Annotated in this window: 12 protein-coding genes; 9 read left to right on the top strand and 3 right to left on the bottom strand. The window is 52.6% G+C overall.

Annotated features, from left to right (window positions below):
- Window positions 1-55 precede the first annotated feature (55 nt).
- From OGY37_RS11715 to flgL, 5 genes are all read left to right on the top strand, one after another.
- The gene (locus OGY37_RS11715) at window positions 56-754 is read left to right on the top strand and encodes a flagellar basal body L-ring protein FlgH (RefSeq protein WP_032934415.1); all 699 of its coding nucleotides are present in this window, start codon (window positions 56-58) and stop codon (window positions 752-754) included.
- A 33-nt stretch (window positions 755-787) separates the two neighbouring features.
- The gene (locus tag OGY37_RS11710; RefSeq protein ID WP_032934416.1) at window positions 788-1864 is read left to right on the top strand and encodes a flagellar basal body P-ring protein FlgI; all 1077 of its coding nucleotides are present in this window, start codon (window positions 788-790) and stop codon (window positions 1862-1864) included.
- Window positions 1864-2814, top strand: coding sequence for a flagellar assembly peptidoglycan hydrolase FlgJ (flgJ, locus tag OGY37_RS11705; protein ID WP_286620852.1), 951 nt, complete (start codon window positions 1864-1866; stop codon window positions 2812-2814). Before OGY37_RS11710 ends, flgJ begins: the two co-directional genes overlap by 1 nt.
- Before the next feature lie 64 nt (window positions 2815-2878).
- Window positions 2879-4537, top strand: coding sequence for a flagellar hook-associated protein FlgK (gene flgK, locus OGY37_RS11700; protein ID WP_003832167.1), 1659 nt, complete (start codon window positions 2879-2881; stop codon window positions 4535-4537).
- Between the two features lie 14 nt (window positions 4538-4551).
- The gene (flgL, locus tag OGY37_RS11695) at window positions 4552-5505 is read left to right on the top strand and encodes a flagellar hook-associated protein FlgL (protein WP_032942958.1); all 954 of its coding nucleotides are present in this window, start codon (window positions 4552-4554) and stop codon (window positions 5503-5505) included.
- 78 nt (window positions 5506-5583) lie between these two features.
- Here flgL and OGY37_RS11690 read toward each other — a convergent pair whose 3' ends face one another.
- Window positions 5584-6783, bottom strand: coding sequence for an MFS transporter (locus tag OGY37_RS11690; protein ID WP_100272646.1), 1200 nt, complete (start codon window positions 6781-6783; stop codon window positions 5584-5586).
- Window positions 6784-6804: 21 nt separating this feature from the next.
- Here OGY37_RS11690 and OGY37_RS11685 point away from each other — a divergent pair, with 21 nt between their 5' ends.
- Window positions 6805-7830 carry a LysR family transcriptional regulator gene (locus OGY37_RS11685; RefSeq protein ID WP_286548391.1) on the top strand — a complete coding sequence of 342 codons (1026 nt, stop codon included), beginning with the start codon at window positions 6805-6807 and terminating at the stop codon, window positions 7828-7830.
- Window positions 7831-7871: 41 nt separating this feature from the next.
- On the opposite strand, the gene rne is transcribed toward OGY37_RS11685, so the two are convergent.
- On the bottom strand, window positions 7872-11126 hold the full coding sequence (gene rne / locus OGY37_RS11680) for a ribonuclease E (RefSeq protein ID WP_286620850.1): 3255 nt from the start codon (window positions 11124-11126) through the stop codon (window positions 7872-7874).
- A gap of 574 nt (window positions 11127-11700) precedes the next feature.
- Between rne and rluC the strand changes: the two genes are divergently transcribed.
- The gene (gene rluC, locus OGY37_RS11675) at window positions 11701-12654 is read left to right on the top strand and encodes a 23S rRNA pseudouridine(955/2504/2580) synthase RluC (protein ID WP_181508846.1); all 954 of its coding nucleotides are present in this window, start codon (window positions 11701-11703) and stop codon (window positions 12652-12654) included.
- An 82-nt stretch (window positions 12655-12736) separates the two neighbouring features.
- On the opposite strand, the gene OGY37_RS11670 is transcribed toward rluC, so the two are convergent.
- On the bottom strand, window positions 12737-13321 hold the full coding sequence (locus OGY37_RS11670; RefSeq protein ID WP_061547855.1) for a Maf family protein: 585 nt from the start codon (window positions 13319-13321) through the stop codon (window positions 12737-12739).
- Window positions 13322-13518: 197 nt separating this feature from the next.
- Here OGY37_RS11670 and yceD point away from each other — a divergent pair, with 197 nt between their 5' ends.
- Both yceD and rpmF read left to right on the top strand, forming a co-directional pair.
- The gene (gene yceD, locus OGY37_RS11665; RefSeq protein WP_003036239.1) at window positions 13519-14040 is read left to right on the top strand and encodes a 23S rRNA accumulation protein YceD; all 522 of its coding nucleotides are present in this window, start codon (window positions 13519-13521) and stop codon (window positions 14038-14040) included.
- A gap of 16 nt (window positions 14041-14056) precedes the next feature.
- Complete coding sequence (gene rpmF, locus OGY37_RS11660) at window positions 14057-14230, top strand: 50S ribosomal protein L32 (RefSeq protein ID WP_003036242.1); 174 nt, start codon at window positions 14057-14059, stop codon at window positions 14228-14230.
- Window positions 14231-14342: the final 112 nt, after the last annotated feature.

Here is a 14342-nt window from a genome sequence, read left to right as displayed (position 1 = left end):
TGGAGCCCGGTGGGGTGAAAATCTCACCGGCACACTGATTTTGAAGATGACCGCAATGCGAAAATACGCGCTTCACCCATACCCAATTTTAGCCCTGCTGGTGGTTTCACTAACAGGATGTGCCTGGATCCCGGCCACGCCGCTCGTGCAGGGCGCAACGTCTGCCCAGCCCGTTCCAGGTCCAACGCCGGTGGCGAATGGCTCAATCTTCCAGTCGGCACAACCGATTAACTATGGTTATCAGCCACTCTTTGAAGACCGTCGTCCACGCAATATTGGCGATACGCTGACCATCGTATTGCAGGAAAACGTCAGCGCGAGCAAAAGCTCTTCGGCGAACGCCAGCCGCGACGGCAAGACAAACTTTGGCTTTGATACCGTACCGCGCTATCTGGAAGGATTGTTCGGTAACGAACGTGCCGACGTAGAAGCCTCCGGCGGTAACTCCTTTAACGGTAAAGGCGGCGCGAACGCCAGAAATACCTTCAGTGGTACGCTGACCGTAACGGTCGATCAGGTACTGGTGAATGGCAACTTACATGTCGTGGGTGAAAAACAGATCGCTATAAATCAGGGCACTGAATTCATCCGCTTCTCCGGGGTTGTAAACCCGCGCACCATCAGTGGCAGCAACTCCGTACCGTCAACCCAGGTTGCGGACGCGCGTATTGAGTACGTCGGTAACGGCTACATCAATGAAGCGCAGAATATGGGCTGGTTGCAGCGTTTCTTCCTTAACTTGTCGCCGATGTAAGCGAGGTACCCAGTGTTTAAATCTTTTGTTGGAATGGTACTGGTGCTGATAACCACCTTTGCGCATGCTGACCGTATTCGTGACCTGACCAGCGTTCAGGGCGTGCGGGAAAACTCGTTGATAGGTTATGGGCTGGTAGTCGGTCTGGATGGTACGGGTGACCAGACCACACAGACGCCGTTTACGACGCAAACGCTCAATAACATGCTTTCGCAGTTGGGGATAACCGTGCCAACTGGCACCAATATGCAGCTGAAAAACGTGGCGGCGGTGATGGTTACCGCGTCATTTCCTGCATTCGGTCGTCAGGGACAAACCATCGACGTAGTGGTCTCCTCTATGGGGAATGCCAAAAGCCTGCGCGGCGGTACGCTGCTGATGACCCCGTTAAAAGGGGTCGATAGTCAGGTATATGCGCTGGCTCAGGGGAATATTTTGGTGGGTGGTGCGGGCGCGGCTGCAGGTGGTAGTAGCGTACAGGTTAACCAGCTCAATGGTGGACGCATTACCAACGGTGCGATTATCGAACGTGAATTACCCAGCCAGTTCGGCGGTGGTAACACCATTAATCTGCAGCTCAATAATGAAGATTTCACGATGGCGCAGCAGATTACCGACACCATCAACCGCTCGCGTGGCTTTGGTAGCGCAACGGCGTTGGATGCCCGAACCATTCAGGTGCGCGTGCCAAGCGGCAACAGCTCGCAGGTGCGTTTCCTCGCTGATATCCAGAATATTGAGGTGAACGTCACGCCGCAGGATGCGAAAGTGATTATCAACTCGCGCACCGGATCTGTTGTCATGAACCGCGAAGTGACGCTGGATAGCTGTGCCGTGGCACAAGGCAACTTGTCGATCACGGTGAACCGCCAGGCGAACGTCAGCCAACCGGACACACCGTTTGGCGGTGGACAAACCGTGGTGACGCCACAAACCCAGATTGACCTGCGCCAAAGCGGTGGTTCACTGCAAAGCGTGCGTTCCAGCGCCAACCTGAACAATGTGGTGCGTGCGCTGAATGCGCTGGGGGCAACGCCGATGGATCTGATGTCCATTCTGCAATCGATGCAGAGCGCGGGTTGCTTACGTGCCAAACTGGAAATCATCTAATGATTGGTGACAGCAAACTGCTGACCAGCGCTGCCTGGGATGCGCAATCACTGAACGAACTGAAAGCGAAAGCGGGTCAGGACCCGGCGGCGAATATCCGTCCGGTCGCCCGTCAGGTTGAAGGGATGTTCGTGCAGATGATGCTGAAAAGCATGCGTGAAGCGCTGCCGAAAGATGGCGTGTTTAGTAGCGATTCAACGCGCTTGTATACCAGTATGTATGACCAACAAATTGCGCAGCAAATGACCGCAGGCAAAGGTCTGGGGCTGGCTGAAATGATGGTCAAGCAGATGACTGAAGGGCAAGCGCAACCTGCGGATGACGCGCCGCAGGTGCCGATGAAGTTTTCACTGGAAACGGTGACCAGCTATCAAAATCAGGCACTGACGCAACTGGTCCGCAAAGCCATCCCTCGGGCGACAGAAAGCAATGATGAGCCACTGTCAGGTGACAGCAAAGATTTCCTCGCCCAGCTATCGCTGCCGGCTAAGCTGGCCAGCCAGCAAAGCGGGGTCCCGCATCATCTTATTCTGGCACAGGCGGCGCTGGAATCCGGATGGGGGCAGCGACAAATTCGCCGTGAGAACGGTGAGCCGAGCTTTAACATTTTTGGCGTGAAGGCTTCGGGAAGCTGGAAAGGTCCAACCACTGAAATCACCACGACTGAATATGAGAACGGTGAGGCGAAAAAGGTGAAAGCCAGATTCCGCGTCTATAGCTCTTACCTTGAGGCGTTGTCGGATTATGTCGGTCTGATATCACGTAACCCGCGCTATGCGGCAGTGACCGCTGCCGCGACCGCCGAGCAAGGGGCGCTGGCATTGCAAAATGCGGGTTACGCCACGGACCCTAACTATGCGCAAAAATTAACCAGCATGATCCAGCAGTTGAAATCGATGAGTGAAAAAGTGAGCAAAACCTACAGCACGAACATCGATAATCTCTTTTAAATAGCTCAAGTCTACCGACCTGCTGCCGATAATAACGAGTATTGAAGGATTACAAGGAACCTCCATGTCCAGCTTGATTAATAACGCGATGAGTGGACTCAGCGCAGCGCAGGCCGCGTTGAATACTGCCAGTAACAACATCTCCAGCTATAACGTTGCCGGATATACCCGACAGACGACAATTATGGCGCAAGCGAACAGCACGCTGGGTGCGGGGGGCTGGGTAGGCAATGGTGTCTATGTTTCTGGTGTACAACGTGAATATGACTCCTTTATCACTAACCAGTTGCGAGCAGCGCAGAACCAGAGCAGCGGTCTGACGACACGATATGAGCAAATGTCAAAAATCGACAATCTGCTCTCCAGCAAAACCAGTTCTATTTCGACCTCCATGCAGGACTTTTTTACCAGCCTGCAAACGCTGGTCAGCAACGCCGAAGATCCGGCGGCACGCCAGGCGCTAATCGGTAAAGCTGATGGGTTGGTAAATCAGTTTAAAACGACCGACCAGTATCTGCGCGATCAGGATAAGCAGGTCAATACCGCGATTAAAGCCAGCGTTGATCAGATCAACAACTATTCGAAACAAATTGCCAGCCTCAACGACCAGATTTCTCGTATGACAGGCGTCGGCGCAGGTGCGTCTCCTAACGACCTGCTTGACCAGCGCGATCAACTGGTCAGTGAATTGAATCAGATTGTCGGTGTTGAAGTCAGCGTTCAGGATGGTGGCACTTACAACCTGACCATGGCGAACGGTTATTCGCTGGTACAGGGTAGCAATGCACGCCAACTGGCGGCAGTGCCTTCCAGCGATGATCCTAATCGTACAACTGTGGCCTACGTTGATGGCGTTGCCGGAGCTGTTGAAATTCCGGAGAAACTGCTGAATACCGGTTCACTGGGCGGACTGCTCACCTTCCGTTCTCAGGAGCTGGATCAGACGCGTAATACCCTCGGCCAACTGGCGCTTGCATTTGCCGATGCGTTTAACACCCAGCATAAAGAAGGTTTTGATGCCAACGGCGATCAGGGTAAGGATTTCTTTGCTATCGGCAGCCCGGAAGTCTTCAACAACGCGAAAAATACGGGTACAGGATCGTTAAGCGCTAAGATCACTGACAGCTCCGCCGTGCAGGCGACAGATTATAAAATCGTTTTTGATGGGAAGGACTGGCAGGTTACTCGCCTGGCGGATAATACCAGTTTCAAAGCCACCGTTACCGGTGGAAAAATGTCCTTTGACGGGATGGAAATCACCGTTAATGCTGGCGCGAAAGCTAATGACAGTTTTACTGTAAAACCCGTGAGTAACGCTATCGTTGATATGAAAGTTATGGTGACCGATGAGTCGAAAATCGCCATGGCTCAAGTGTCTAAAAATGATACGGACCCCACCATCGATAAAGGCAAGAGCGACAACCGTAACGGTCAGAAACTGTTAGATCTGCAAACCAAAGCGACTGTCGGCAATAAGACCTTCAACGATGCATATGCCACGCTGGTAAGCGATGTTGGGAACAAAACCGCTACGCTGAAAACCAGCGCCACCACCCAGAACAACGTGGTGACACAGCTTTACCGGCAGCAACAGTCTATTTCCGGCGTTAACCTTGACGAAGAGTACGGTAATTTACAGCGTTTTCAGCAGTATTACCTGGCTAACGCTCAAGTGCTGCAGACCGCGAATGCGTTGTTTGATGCACTGATTAATATCCGCTAAGGGAGAGGGACACAATGCGTATCAGCACCCAGATGATGTACCAGCAGAATATGCGTGGCATCACTAACTCTCAGGCTGAATGGATGAAGTTTGGTGAGCAGATGTCAACGGGCAAACGCGTGATCAACCCATCAGACGATCCGATTGCCGCCTCGCAGGCCGTGGTACTTTCTCAGGCTCAGGCGCAGAACAGCCAATATACGCTGGCACGCTCATTCGCGACGCAAAAGGTGTCGCTGGAAGAGAATGTTCTGAGCCAGGTGACGACGGCAATTCAGGCTGCACAGGAAAAAATCGTTTATGCCGGGAACGGAACGTTAAGTGATGACGACCGTGCATCGCTGGCCACCGACCTACAGGGGATCCGCGATCAGCTGATGAACCTGGCAAACAGTACCGACGGTAATGGTCGCTATATTTTCGGTGGATATAAAACAGAATCCGCACCGTTTGCCCAGGCAGATGGCGCTTACAGCGGCGGTACAACAAACGTTACCCAACAGGTCGATGCCTCCCGAACCATGGTGATTGGTCATACTGGCGATAAAGTATTCGCCAACCTGACCAGCAACGCTGTACCGGAACCTGGTGGCGGCACTCAGGAAAAGAACCTGTTTAAAATGCTGGATACCGCTATTGATGCGCTCAAAACCCCTATTGCGGGTGATGACGTTGCAAAAGCTACCGCCGCTGCTGCCATTGATAAAACCAACCGTGGTTTAAAGAATTCACTCAATAATGTTTTGAGCGTCCGTGCAGAATTAGGTACGCAGCTGAGTGAACTAAGCTCGCTGGATTCACTGGGCGCCGATCGTGCATTAGGCCAAACTCAGCAGATGAGTAATCTGGTGGATGTTGACTGGAACGCCGCGATCTCGTCTTATGTCATGCAGCAGGCTGCGCTACAGGCATCCTATAAAGCGTTCACCGATATGCAGGGAATGTCGTTGTTCCAGCTCAATCGTTAACGCCTCGTTTTGAAACATATCTTGAAACTGGGTATGTTTGTCTGCCCGCTCCTTTAACACCCCGGAGCGGGCATTTTTTTAGGCAACCGACGTCTTACTAAGCGACGGGTTCCCCGTCAGTCTTATGACCAACGCAATTGCACTGCTGAAGGTAGCCAACACAACGACACCTTCCCAATTTGCCAGGGCGTAGACCTGACTTCCGAGAACTGAACCCAGCGCCATACCGATAAACACCATCGTAAACAGCAGAGCGTTCAGTCGTCCTCGTGCCAGAGGCTCCAGGCTATAGACCAAATTCTGGTGGGCAACCAGGCTGGATTGCAATCCGAGATCAAAACCTACAGCCGAAAGGGCGATGAGCAGCCACTGCCCCTGAACGGGCAGGGCGGGTAACAAAAACATCAGTGCGAAAGATACCGTTACCAGCAAAGCACCCAATTGCGTCACTTTTGCCGCACCCACTTTATCGGCAAGATGGCCCGCCATCGGTGCGGCAAGCGCTCCGGCTGCTCCCGCGATACCAAAAGCACCCGCTATAGCGCTACCCATGTGGTAATGCTCAGATAACATCACCGCCAGCGTAGACCAGAAGGCGCTAAAAGCAATGGACAGAAAGCCTTGTGCCAGTGCTGCGCGGCGCAAGGTGGAATATCGTTGCCAAAGTTGCGCCATTGAGAGCATTAATGATGGATAGCTCAACGTGGAATGGACCGTAAAGCGAGGCAGTACTTTCCACATAATCGCGGTAATTACGGCAATGCTGACGGCAGCGAGTTGGTACATCTCGCGCCAGCCAAACGCTTCGCCCACCAGTCCACTGACGGTACGTGAGAGTAAAATCCCCAACAGAAGGCCCGTCATCACGGTGCCCACCGTTTTTCCCTGCTTGCCTTCGGGCGCCAGTATTGCCGCCGCAGGCACAATATCTTGTGCCATGGTTGCCGCCATTCCCATCAGCAGGCTCACCAGTAATAGCGAATGCAACTGACCGGTAAAGCTACAGGCCAGCAGCAGCGCGGCAAGAGAGATGCTTTTCAGCAGGATTAATGTCCGGCGGTCATAACGATCGCCTAATGGCAATAAAAACAATATACCTAACGCATATCCCGCCTGGGTCAGCGTCGGGACCAGCCCCATACCGGTGAGACTTAAGGCCAGATCCTGACCCATTAAAGGCAGAAGAGGCTGGGCGTAGTAGATAGCGGCCACGCTGAATCCGGCGCCCATTGCCAGAACAAAAATGACCCAACGGGAAAGTGCGGTATGTGTGTTCACAAATGATTCCTCAATCACAGGATGTGCGGTTATTTTTATCCTTCAGCGAGTGGCGCGGTAGCGAGCGCAGTGGTAAAACAGTTATACGTCAAACGTATGATGAAACTGAAAATGATAAAAAATGAGCGTATAGACAGGGTGGAGCTGATGCGTACGTTTGTACGTATTGTCGAAGCAGGATCGCTTTCGGCAGCGGCAAAACAGATAGGGACGACGCAGGCGACCGTTAGCAGACGGCTGCAATCGCTGGAAACGCTGCTGGGTGTGAAACTGCTTATGCGTACCACGCATGCGATGAAATTGACCGACGATGGTGAAAGAGGCTATCAGCATGCTAAGAAGATTATTGATGCCTGGCTGGCGCTGGAAGATGGACTTAATGTCACAGAAGATGAACCGGTGGGGACGTTGCGAGTTCGCGCACCGCATGCGTTCGGGCAACAACAACTACTTGAGCCGCTTTTGCAGTTTCTTTCGCGCTATCCCCAGTTGGCAGTCGAGTGGATGCTCAACGATAAAACCGTTGATTTTCTGAGCGATAATATTGACTGCGCGATCAGGGTTGGTGCTGAGGTGGATCCGGCCACGGTTTCCGTTTTACTGGCTGAAGTTCCCCGTAGTATGGTAGCGAGTCCAGGACTGCTGGAGCAATATAGCGAGCTTTCTCATCCTGAGCAGTTATCAGCGCTGCCCTGGATTGCCGTGAACACGTTTTTTCAGCATAGCGTTTCGTTGTTGCACCAATTGCGTAATGAGCCAGTCACGTTGAATATTTCACCCAGGTTAAGTACCGACAGTATTTATGTCGCCAGAAATGCCGCGCTGGCGGGGTTGGGAGTGACTATTATTTCAAGCTGGATGGTGGCGGAGGATATTGCCAATGGACGTCTGGTTGCGTTGCTACCTGAGTGGCATGCGGCGCCGTTGCCTGTACATTTGGTTTATCCATGGGCGCGTTACTATCCGACCCGCTTACGCAAGTTTCTGGCCCTAATGAAGGATGTTATGCCGCAGCTGACGGGGATGAAAGGCGTAGATCAGATATAAAAAAAGCCGACCCGAAGGCCGGCTTTGATATTGATTATGGCTTACTCAACAGGCTGTGGACGTGTTGCTGGCGCAGTCGCTTGATGCGTTGCGCTGTGTCCACCTGCGGCACCTTTGCCTTCAAAGGCGAATGCCGGACGCTGCCAGTCGCTATGACGCGGCGCTTCTGGCACATATTCCGGTGCAGGAGCGCGGGTCATTGGCGCGGTTGCATGGCTGTGCAGGTGTTCAGCATCAGCGCTTGCTGCGACAACTTCAGCCTTAACGACTTCAGTTTCGACGACAGGCGCGGCAACAACGTCTCTCGGCGCTGCAACCTCTTCAACAACTGGCGCTGTTTCCACAACTTCAGCAATCTCTTCAACCACTTCTGGCTGGGGAATAACAACCTCTGCAGGCTCTTCAGCAACCGGTGCAGTCACAACGTCAGCCACAGGTTCGGCTTCAGCGGCGATTTCTTCTGCTACGGGCGCATCAGATGCAGCGATAATTTGCGGTTGTTCCTCGACAGGGGTCGCAATCACTTCCGGATGCGTGGTTTCAACCTGTGTGGTTTCAACAACGGCGGCCTGAGGCTCAGCTACGACAACCTCTGGTCGCACGGCTTCAACCGGCGCAGGGGCATCCACAATGTGTTCAACGGCAGCGGCAGCAACCTGAGGCTCTACGGCGACAGGTGCAGCTTGCTGCTGGACCATTTCCTGTTCGCGCTGTTCTTCAACCTGCTGATCCTGAGGACGTGCAACAGGGTAGCGGATCCAAACTTTACCGGACGCTAATTCTGGAGATGCGCAGGCGACCGTTAACGGCATCGGCGACTGAACCGGATAACGCTCGTCACGGTAACGACGACGACGCTGTCCACTGACGCGCAGATGGCGAGGAGAGCGGCGAGAACGACGCGGCATACCGTTGGAGTCACGAGCTTCGCTGTTGTCTTCCTGCTCAGTCGCAACGACGGCTGGCAGATCAACTTTCGCCAGTTCGGTGCGCTGTGCTGATACCGGCTGTTCTGTTGGTTGAGCAACAGCAGTTTCAGCGATTGCAGCAACAGTAGCCACTTCGGCTTCAACCGCCGGGCTGTCTGTGAAACGAACTTTCTGAGTCAACTGACGCTGTTTGCGGCGGGTTTGAGGCTGACGTACGCGCTCTTCCTGCTCGGTGTCTTGCACAGGTTGTTCAGCCTGGTTCAGCTCTTTAACTTCCTGCTGAGCCTGACGCTTGTCATCGTTACGACGGCGGTTGCGTTCGCGACGCGGCGCCTGCTGTTCATCACCGGATTTCGCTTTGTCTGCAACATCAGTGGTTTGCTGGCGGTTATCGCGAGCTTCCGCATTTTGCTGCTGGGACTGACGACGGTTACGGCGGTTATCTTCACGGTTTTCGCCGTTTTCTGAACGTTCGCTACGGTTGTCACGGTCACCGCGATTATCACGACGATCGTTACGGTCGCGACGATTGTTCTGACGCGGTTTACGACGATCCTGCTGGCGTTCGGTTTTCTCTTCAGCTTTCGGCGCAGGTTGTTCAACCGGTTTCACTTCTTCGCTACCACCGAAGATGGACTTCAGGGCGCCAAAGAAACGGCTAATCAAACCGGGCTGTGCGGCAACGGCTGCGGTTGCTGCTGCAGCTTTAGGTGCGGCGGCTTTCGCGGCAGGTTCCTGCAGAGCAGGGGCTGGCGGAACGTCTGGCATGGCGAAGGTGGCCAGTGCCGGTTGCTCAGGCTGTTTACGCTCGACGTACTCTTCTTCCGTCGGCAATGCCATTGCCTCTTCATGCAGTTTCGGCAGCAGATAGCTCAGGGTCGGTGTTTCTTCCCCTTTACGTACGCGCAGCACAGAATAGTGCGGGGTTTCCATCTGATCGTTTGGCACGATCACACAGCGCACGCCATTCTGACGCGTTTCGATAGCATTAACCGCGGTACGTTTTTCGTTGAGCAGGTAAGAGGCGATCGGCACAGGAACAATAGCGTGAACTTCCTGCGTATTTTCTTTCAGTGCTTCTTCTTCGATCAGACGCAGAATAGACAGTGACAGTGATTCGTTATCACGTACGGTACCGGTGCCGGAACAACGCGGGCACACGTGATGGCTGGATTCACCCAGAGACGGGCTCAGACGCTGACGAGACATCTCCAGCAGACCGAAGCGAGAAATATGACTGATCTGAATACGCGCTCTGTCCTGGCGTACGGCCTCGCGCAGACGGTTTTCAACCGCGCGCTGGTGGCGAACCGGCGTCATATCAATGAAGTCGATTACAATCAGACCGCCGAGGTCGCGCAGACGCAGCTGACGGGCAATTTCATCGGCTGCTTCAAGGTTAGTGTTGAACGCTGTTTCTTCGATGTCGCCGCCGCGAGTTGCGCGTGCGGAGTTGATATCGATAGCGGTCAGTGCCTCTGTGCTGTCAATAACGATTGAGCCGCCGGACGGCAGACGTACTTCGCGCTGGAACGCGGATTCAATCTGAGACTCGATCTGATAGTGGCTGAACAGCGGGATTTCACCGGTGTACAGTTTGATTTTGCTGCTGAAATCCGGACGACCCAGTGCGGCGATGTGCTGACGCGCCATCTCCATCACTTTCGGGTTATCGATAAGGATTTCGCCGATGTCCTGACGTAAGTAGTCACGGAAAGCGCGAACGATAACGTTGCTTTCCTGGTGGATCAGGAATGGAGCAGGGCGGCTGTCAGCGGCTTTTTGAATCGCTTCCCAGTGCTTCAGGCGGAAGCTCAGGTCCCACTGCAGTGCTTCGGCGGATTTGCCGACCCCTGCGGTACGCACGATAAGCCCCATGCCATCAGGCAGTTCCAGGCTTGCCAGCGCTTCTTTTAATTCGGTACGGTCGTCGCCTTCAATGCGACGGGAGATACCGCCCGCGCGTGGGTTGTTCGGCATCAGAACCAGATAACTACCCGCCAGGCTGATAAAGGTAGTCAGCGCAGCGCCTTTATTGCCGCGTTCTTCTTTATCGATCTGAACGATGACTTCCTGACCTTCGCGCAACACGTCTTTAATGTTGGGACGACCATGGGAGTTGTAGTTAGCGGGGAAGTATTCGCGGGCAATTTCTTTTAACGGGAGGAAACCGTGACGTTCAGCGCCGTAATCAACAAAAGCAGCTTCCAGACTCGGTTCAATACGGGTAATTTTGCCTTTATAGATGTTGGCTTTTTTCTGTTCGTGTCCAGGACTTTCGATATCCAGATCGTACAGACGTTGCCCATCTACAAGGGCGACACGCAACTCTTCCTGCTGAGTTGCGTTAATTAACATTCTTTTCATCGTAACTTACTCATTATTCTTACATTGACGACTAAGCTGCGGGCAGAGTAATGCCTTTCCGGGTGTGAACCGATGGCCTCGTGTCTATTCGCGTCGCCAACCTCACGGTTATCGTCAGCTCAAAGAGGCGCAGAGTGTCGGTTGCCTGCATTTCATACGGAAACACAGCGCAATTATCAGGGGAACAGTCTGGGTGTTACTCTCCAGAAAAGCTTCCATATTACCGGTAAGGACTGCAACCCGCAGCCCGCTAACTGCCTGAAAGATCAATACGTCTTACGCCATTGCTGCGTTGATGATCGGTCGGGCAAAATTGGGTCATTCCGGAAAAGTTCTTGTTTTAACAAGATTCAACACGGAAACAACCTCATTATTCCACTGCTAACCTTGTTATAGCAAGATGACTTTTGCCATTTATCACCCGGTTACTCACAGTTTTTTCACTTCCGCGTAGTGATTGCTTTAATAACCACCAAATCGGCTATGTCAAACTTAAGTAATAAGGTATAGCAGTTAATATAAGCATAGAAAAATGTGTGGCGCGAATCTTGATGGCTATTTAAAATCGGCCCCCATGAAAACAGAGACTCCAGCCGTAAAAACAGTTGCCATTACTGCAGACGAAGCAGGGCAACGCATCGACAACTTTTTGCGCACCCAGCTTAAGGGCGTGCCGAAAAGTATGATTTATCGCATTTTGCGTAAAGGCGAAGTGCGGGTGAACAAAAAACGCATTAAACCCGAGTACAAACTCGAAGACGGGGATATTGTGCGTATTCCACCTGTGCGTGTCGCTGAACGTGAAGAAGAGGCCATTTCGCCAAACCTGCAGAAGGTCGCGGCGCTGACCGACGTCATTTTATATGAAGATGACCACATTCTGGTGCTTAACAAACCTTCAGGTACGGCCGTGCATGGCGGAAGCGGGTTAAGCTTTGGTGTCATTGAAGGATTACGTGCACTGCGCCCGGAAGCGCGTTTCCTTGAGCTGGTGCATCGCCTCGACCGGGATACCTCCGGTGTGCTGCTGGTGGCCAAAAAACGCTCAGCCTTGAGGTCATTGCATGAACAACTGCGTGAAAAAGGCATGCAGAAAGACTATCTCGCGCTGGTTCGAGGCCAATGGCAGTCGCATGTCAAAACCGTGCAGGCGCCGCTGTTAAAGAACATTCTGCAAAGCGGCGAGCGTATCGTGCGGGTGAATCAGGAAGGCAAACCGTCAGAAACACGTTTTAAAGTGGAAGAACGCTATGCGTTTGCCACGCTTGTGCGCTGTAGCCCGGTGACCGGACGTACGCACCAGATTCGTGTGCATACCCAGTATGCCGGTCATCCAATTGCTTTTGACGATCGCTACGGTGACCGTGAGTTCGATAAGCAACTGGCGGGTACGGGGTTGAACCGACTTTTCCTGCATGCCGCAGCGTTGAAATTTACTCATCCGGGAACGGGTGAAGTGATGCGTATTGAAGCGCCTATGGATAAGCAGTTGAAGCGCTGCCTCGAGGTATTACGCAGTAAAGCCTGATGCACGTTGCTTATCAGGCCTACAATCGTGTGATGCACCGTAGGCCTGATAAGACGCATCGCGTCGCCATCAGGCAGAGTAATCAGGCGTTCAACGGGTTCATCTCTTCCCGCCGCAGCATTTGACACAACGCGATCAGCGGCAAACCTATCAAAGTATTTGGGTCACGACCCTCCAGGCGTTCAAAGAGTGCAATACCTAACCCTTCACTTTTGAAACTACCTGCACAATGGAGCGGACGCTCTTTGCGCAGATAATCATCAATTTCTGCCTCGCTTAAATGACGGAAATGCACGTCAAACGGTTCAACTTCAGTTTGTAAATGTCCGGTCGCAGAATTATACAGCGCCAGTCCGGTGTAAAACGTCACAATATTGCCACGGGCTTTGAGTAATTGTTGGCGCGCATTTTCTTCTGTTAATGGTTTGCCGGTTATTTCACCATCAAGAACACAAATTTGATCGGAGCCAATAATCAGATGCGATGGGTAACGGTGGGCGAGAGATTGCGCTTTTTGCTGCGCCAGTCGCAAGACTAAATGGCGTGGTGCTTCGCCGGGCAACGGCGTTTCATCAACCTCTGGCGCTGCGCATTCAAACGGGATAGCCAGTTTTTCGAGTAAAGCGCGACGCCAGGGGGAGGTAGAGGCAAGAATAAGTTGAGGCATATTTTTTCCCTCGCATATAGCGTATTGATGAGAGCCATTTTAAACTATGGACTTCGACCTACAAGCTGGCTGTAGTGGCTTGTCTTGAGCGATTTTAAGTCGATGACCCGCAATGTGTGCGAATTATTGGCAAAAGGCAACCTCAGGCTGCCTTTTTCTTTGACTATATGACGTTACAAAGTTAATATGCGCGCCCTATGCAAAAGGTAAAATTACCCCTGACTCTTGATCCGGTTCGTACGGCTCAAAAACGCCTCGATTATGAAGGTATCTATACTTCTGATCTGGTTGAGCGCGTCGCCGATTCTGTAGTCAGTGTGGACAGTGATGTGGAATGCTCCATGTCGTTCGCTATCGATAACCAGCGTCTCGCCGTTATAACCGGTGATGCGAAGGTATCGGTTACGCTCGAATGTCAGCGTTGCGGGAAACCGTTCCCACTTCATGTTCACACAACATATTGTTTTAGTCCTGTCCGTTCTGACGAACAGGCTGAAGCACTCCCGGAAGCGTATGAGCCGATTGAGGTTAACGAATTCGGTGAAATCGATCTGCTTGCAATGGTTGAAGATGAGATTATCCTCTCCTTGCCGGTAGTTCCGGTGCATGATTCTGAACACTGTGAAGTGTCCGAGGCGGACATGGTCTTTGGCGAATTGCCTGATGAAGCGCAAAAACCAAACCCATTTGCCGTATTAGCCAGCTTAAAGCGTAAGTAATTGAGGAGTAAGGTCCATGGCCGTACAACAGAATAAACCAACCCGTTCCAAACGTGGCATGCGTCGTTCTCATGACGCTCTGACCGCAGTCACCAGCCTGTCTGTAGACAAAACTTCTGGTGAACAACACCTGCGTCACCACATCACTGCCGACGGTTTCTACCGTGGCCGTAAGGTAATCGCTAAGTAATCACGCATGACTCAATGGCTTTCCCACTTCTGGTGAGAAAGACAAAGAGTGAACGCGTGATGAAGCTTAGTGAGGCTTTCCCCGGGTAACTGGGGAAACACCTAACCGGGCA

It is taken from the genome of Citrobacter sp. Cpo030 (genome assembly GCF_030333005.1).
GTDB classification, from domain to species: Bacteria; Pseudomonadota; Gammaproteobacteria; order Enterobacterales; family Enterobacteriaceae; genus Citrobacter; species Citrobacter portucalensis.
Note: the sequence above shows the minus strand (reverse complement) of the source record. Positions and strands in the feature narration are given on the sequence as shown.

Coding starts and splice junctions, on each gene's coding strand:
- OGY37_RS11715 (WP_032934415.1), top strand. CDS start 56: ATGCGAAAATACGCGCTTCACCCATACCCAATTTTAGCCCTGCTGGTG.
- OGY37_RS11710 (WP_032934416.1), top strand. CDS start 788: ATGGTACTGGTGCTGATAACCACCTTTGCGCATGCTGACCGTATTCGT.
- flgJ (WP_286620852.1), top strand. CDS start 1,864: ATGATTGGTGACAGCAAACTGCTGACCAGCGCTGCCTGGGATGCGCAA.
- flgK (WP_003832167.1), top strand. CDS start 2,879: ATGTCCAGCTTGATTAATAACGCGATGAGTGGACTCAGCGCAGCGCAG.
- flgL (WP_032942958.1), top strand. CDS start 4,552: ATGCGTATCAGCACCCAGATGATGTACCAGCAGAATATGCGTGGCATC.
- OGY37_RS11685 (WP_286548391.1), top strand. CDS start 6,805: ATGTGCGGTTATTTTTATCCTTCAGCGAGTGGCGCGGTAGCGAGCGCA.
- rne (WP_286620850.1), bottom strand. CDS start 11,126: ATGAAAAGAATGTTAATTAACGCAACTCAGCAGGAAGAGTTGCGTGTC.
- rluC (WP_181508846.1), top strand. CDS start 11,701: ATGAAAACAGAGACTCCAGCCGTAAAAACAGTTGCCATTACTGCAGAC.
- OGY37_RS11670 (WP_061547855.1), bottom strand. CDS start 13,321: ATGCCTCAACTTATTCTTGCCTCTACCTCCCCCTGGCGTCGCGCTTTA.
- yceD (WP_003036239.1), top strand. CDS start 13,519: ATGCAAAAGGTAAAATTACCCCTGACTCTTGATCCGGTTCGTACGGCT.
- rpmF (WP_003036242.1), top strand. CDS start 14,057: ATGGCCGTACAACAGAATAAACCAACCCGTTCCAAACGTGGCATGCGT.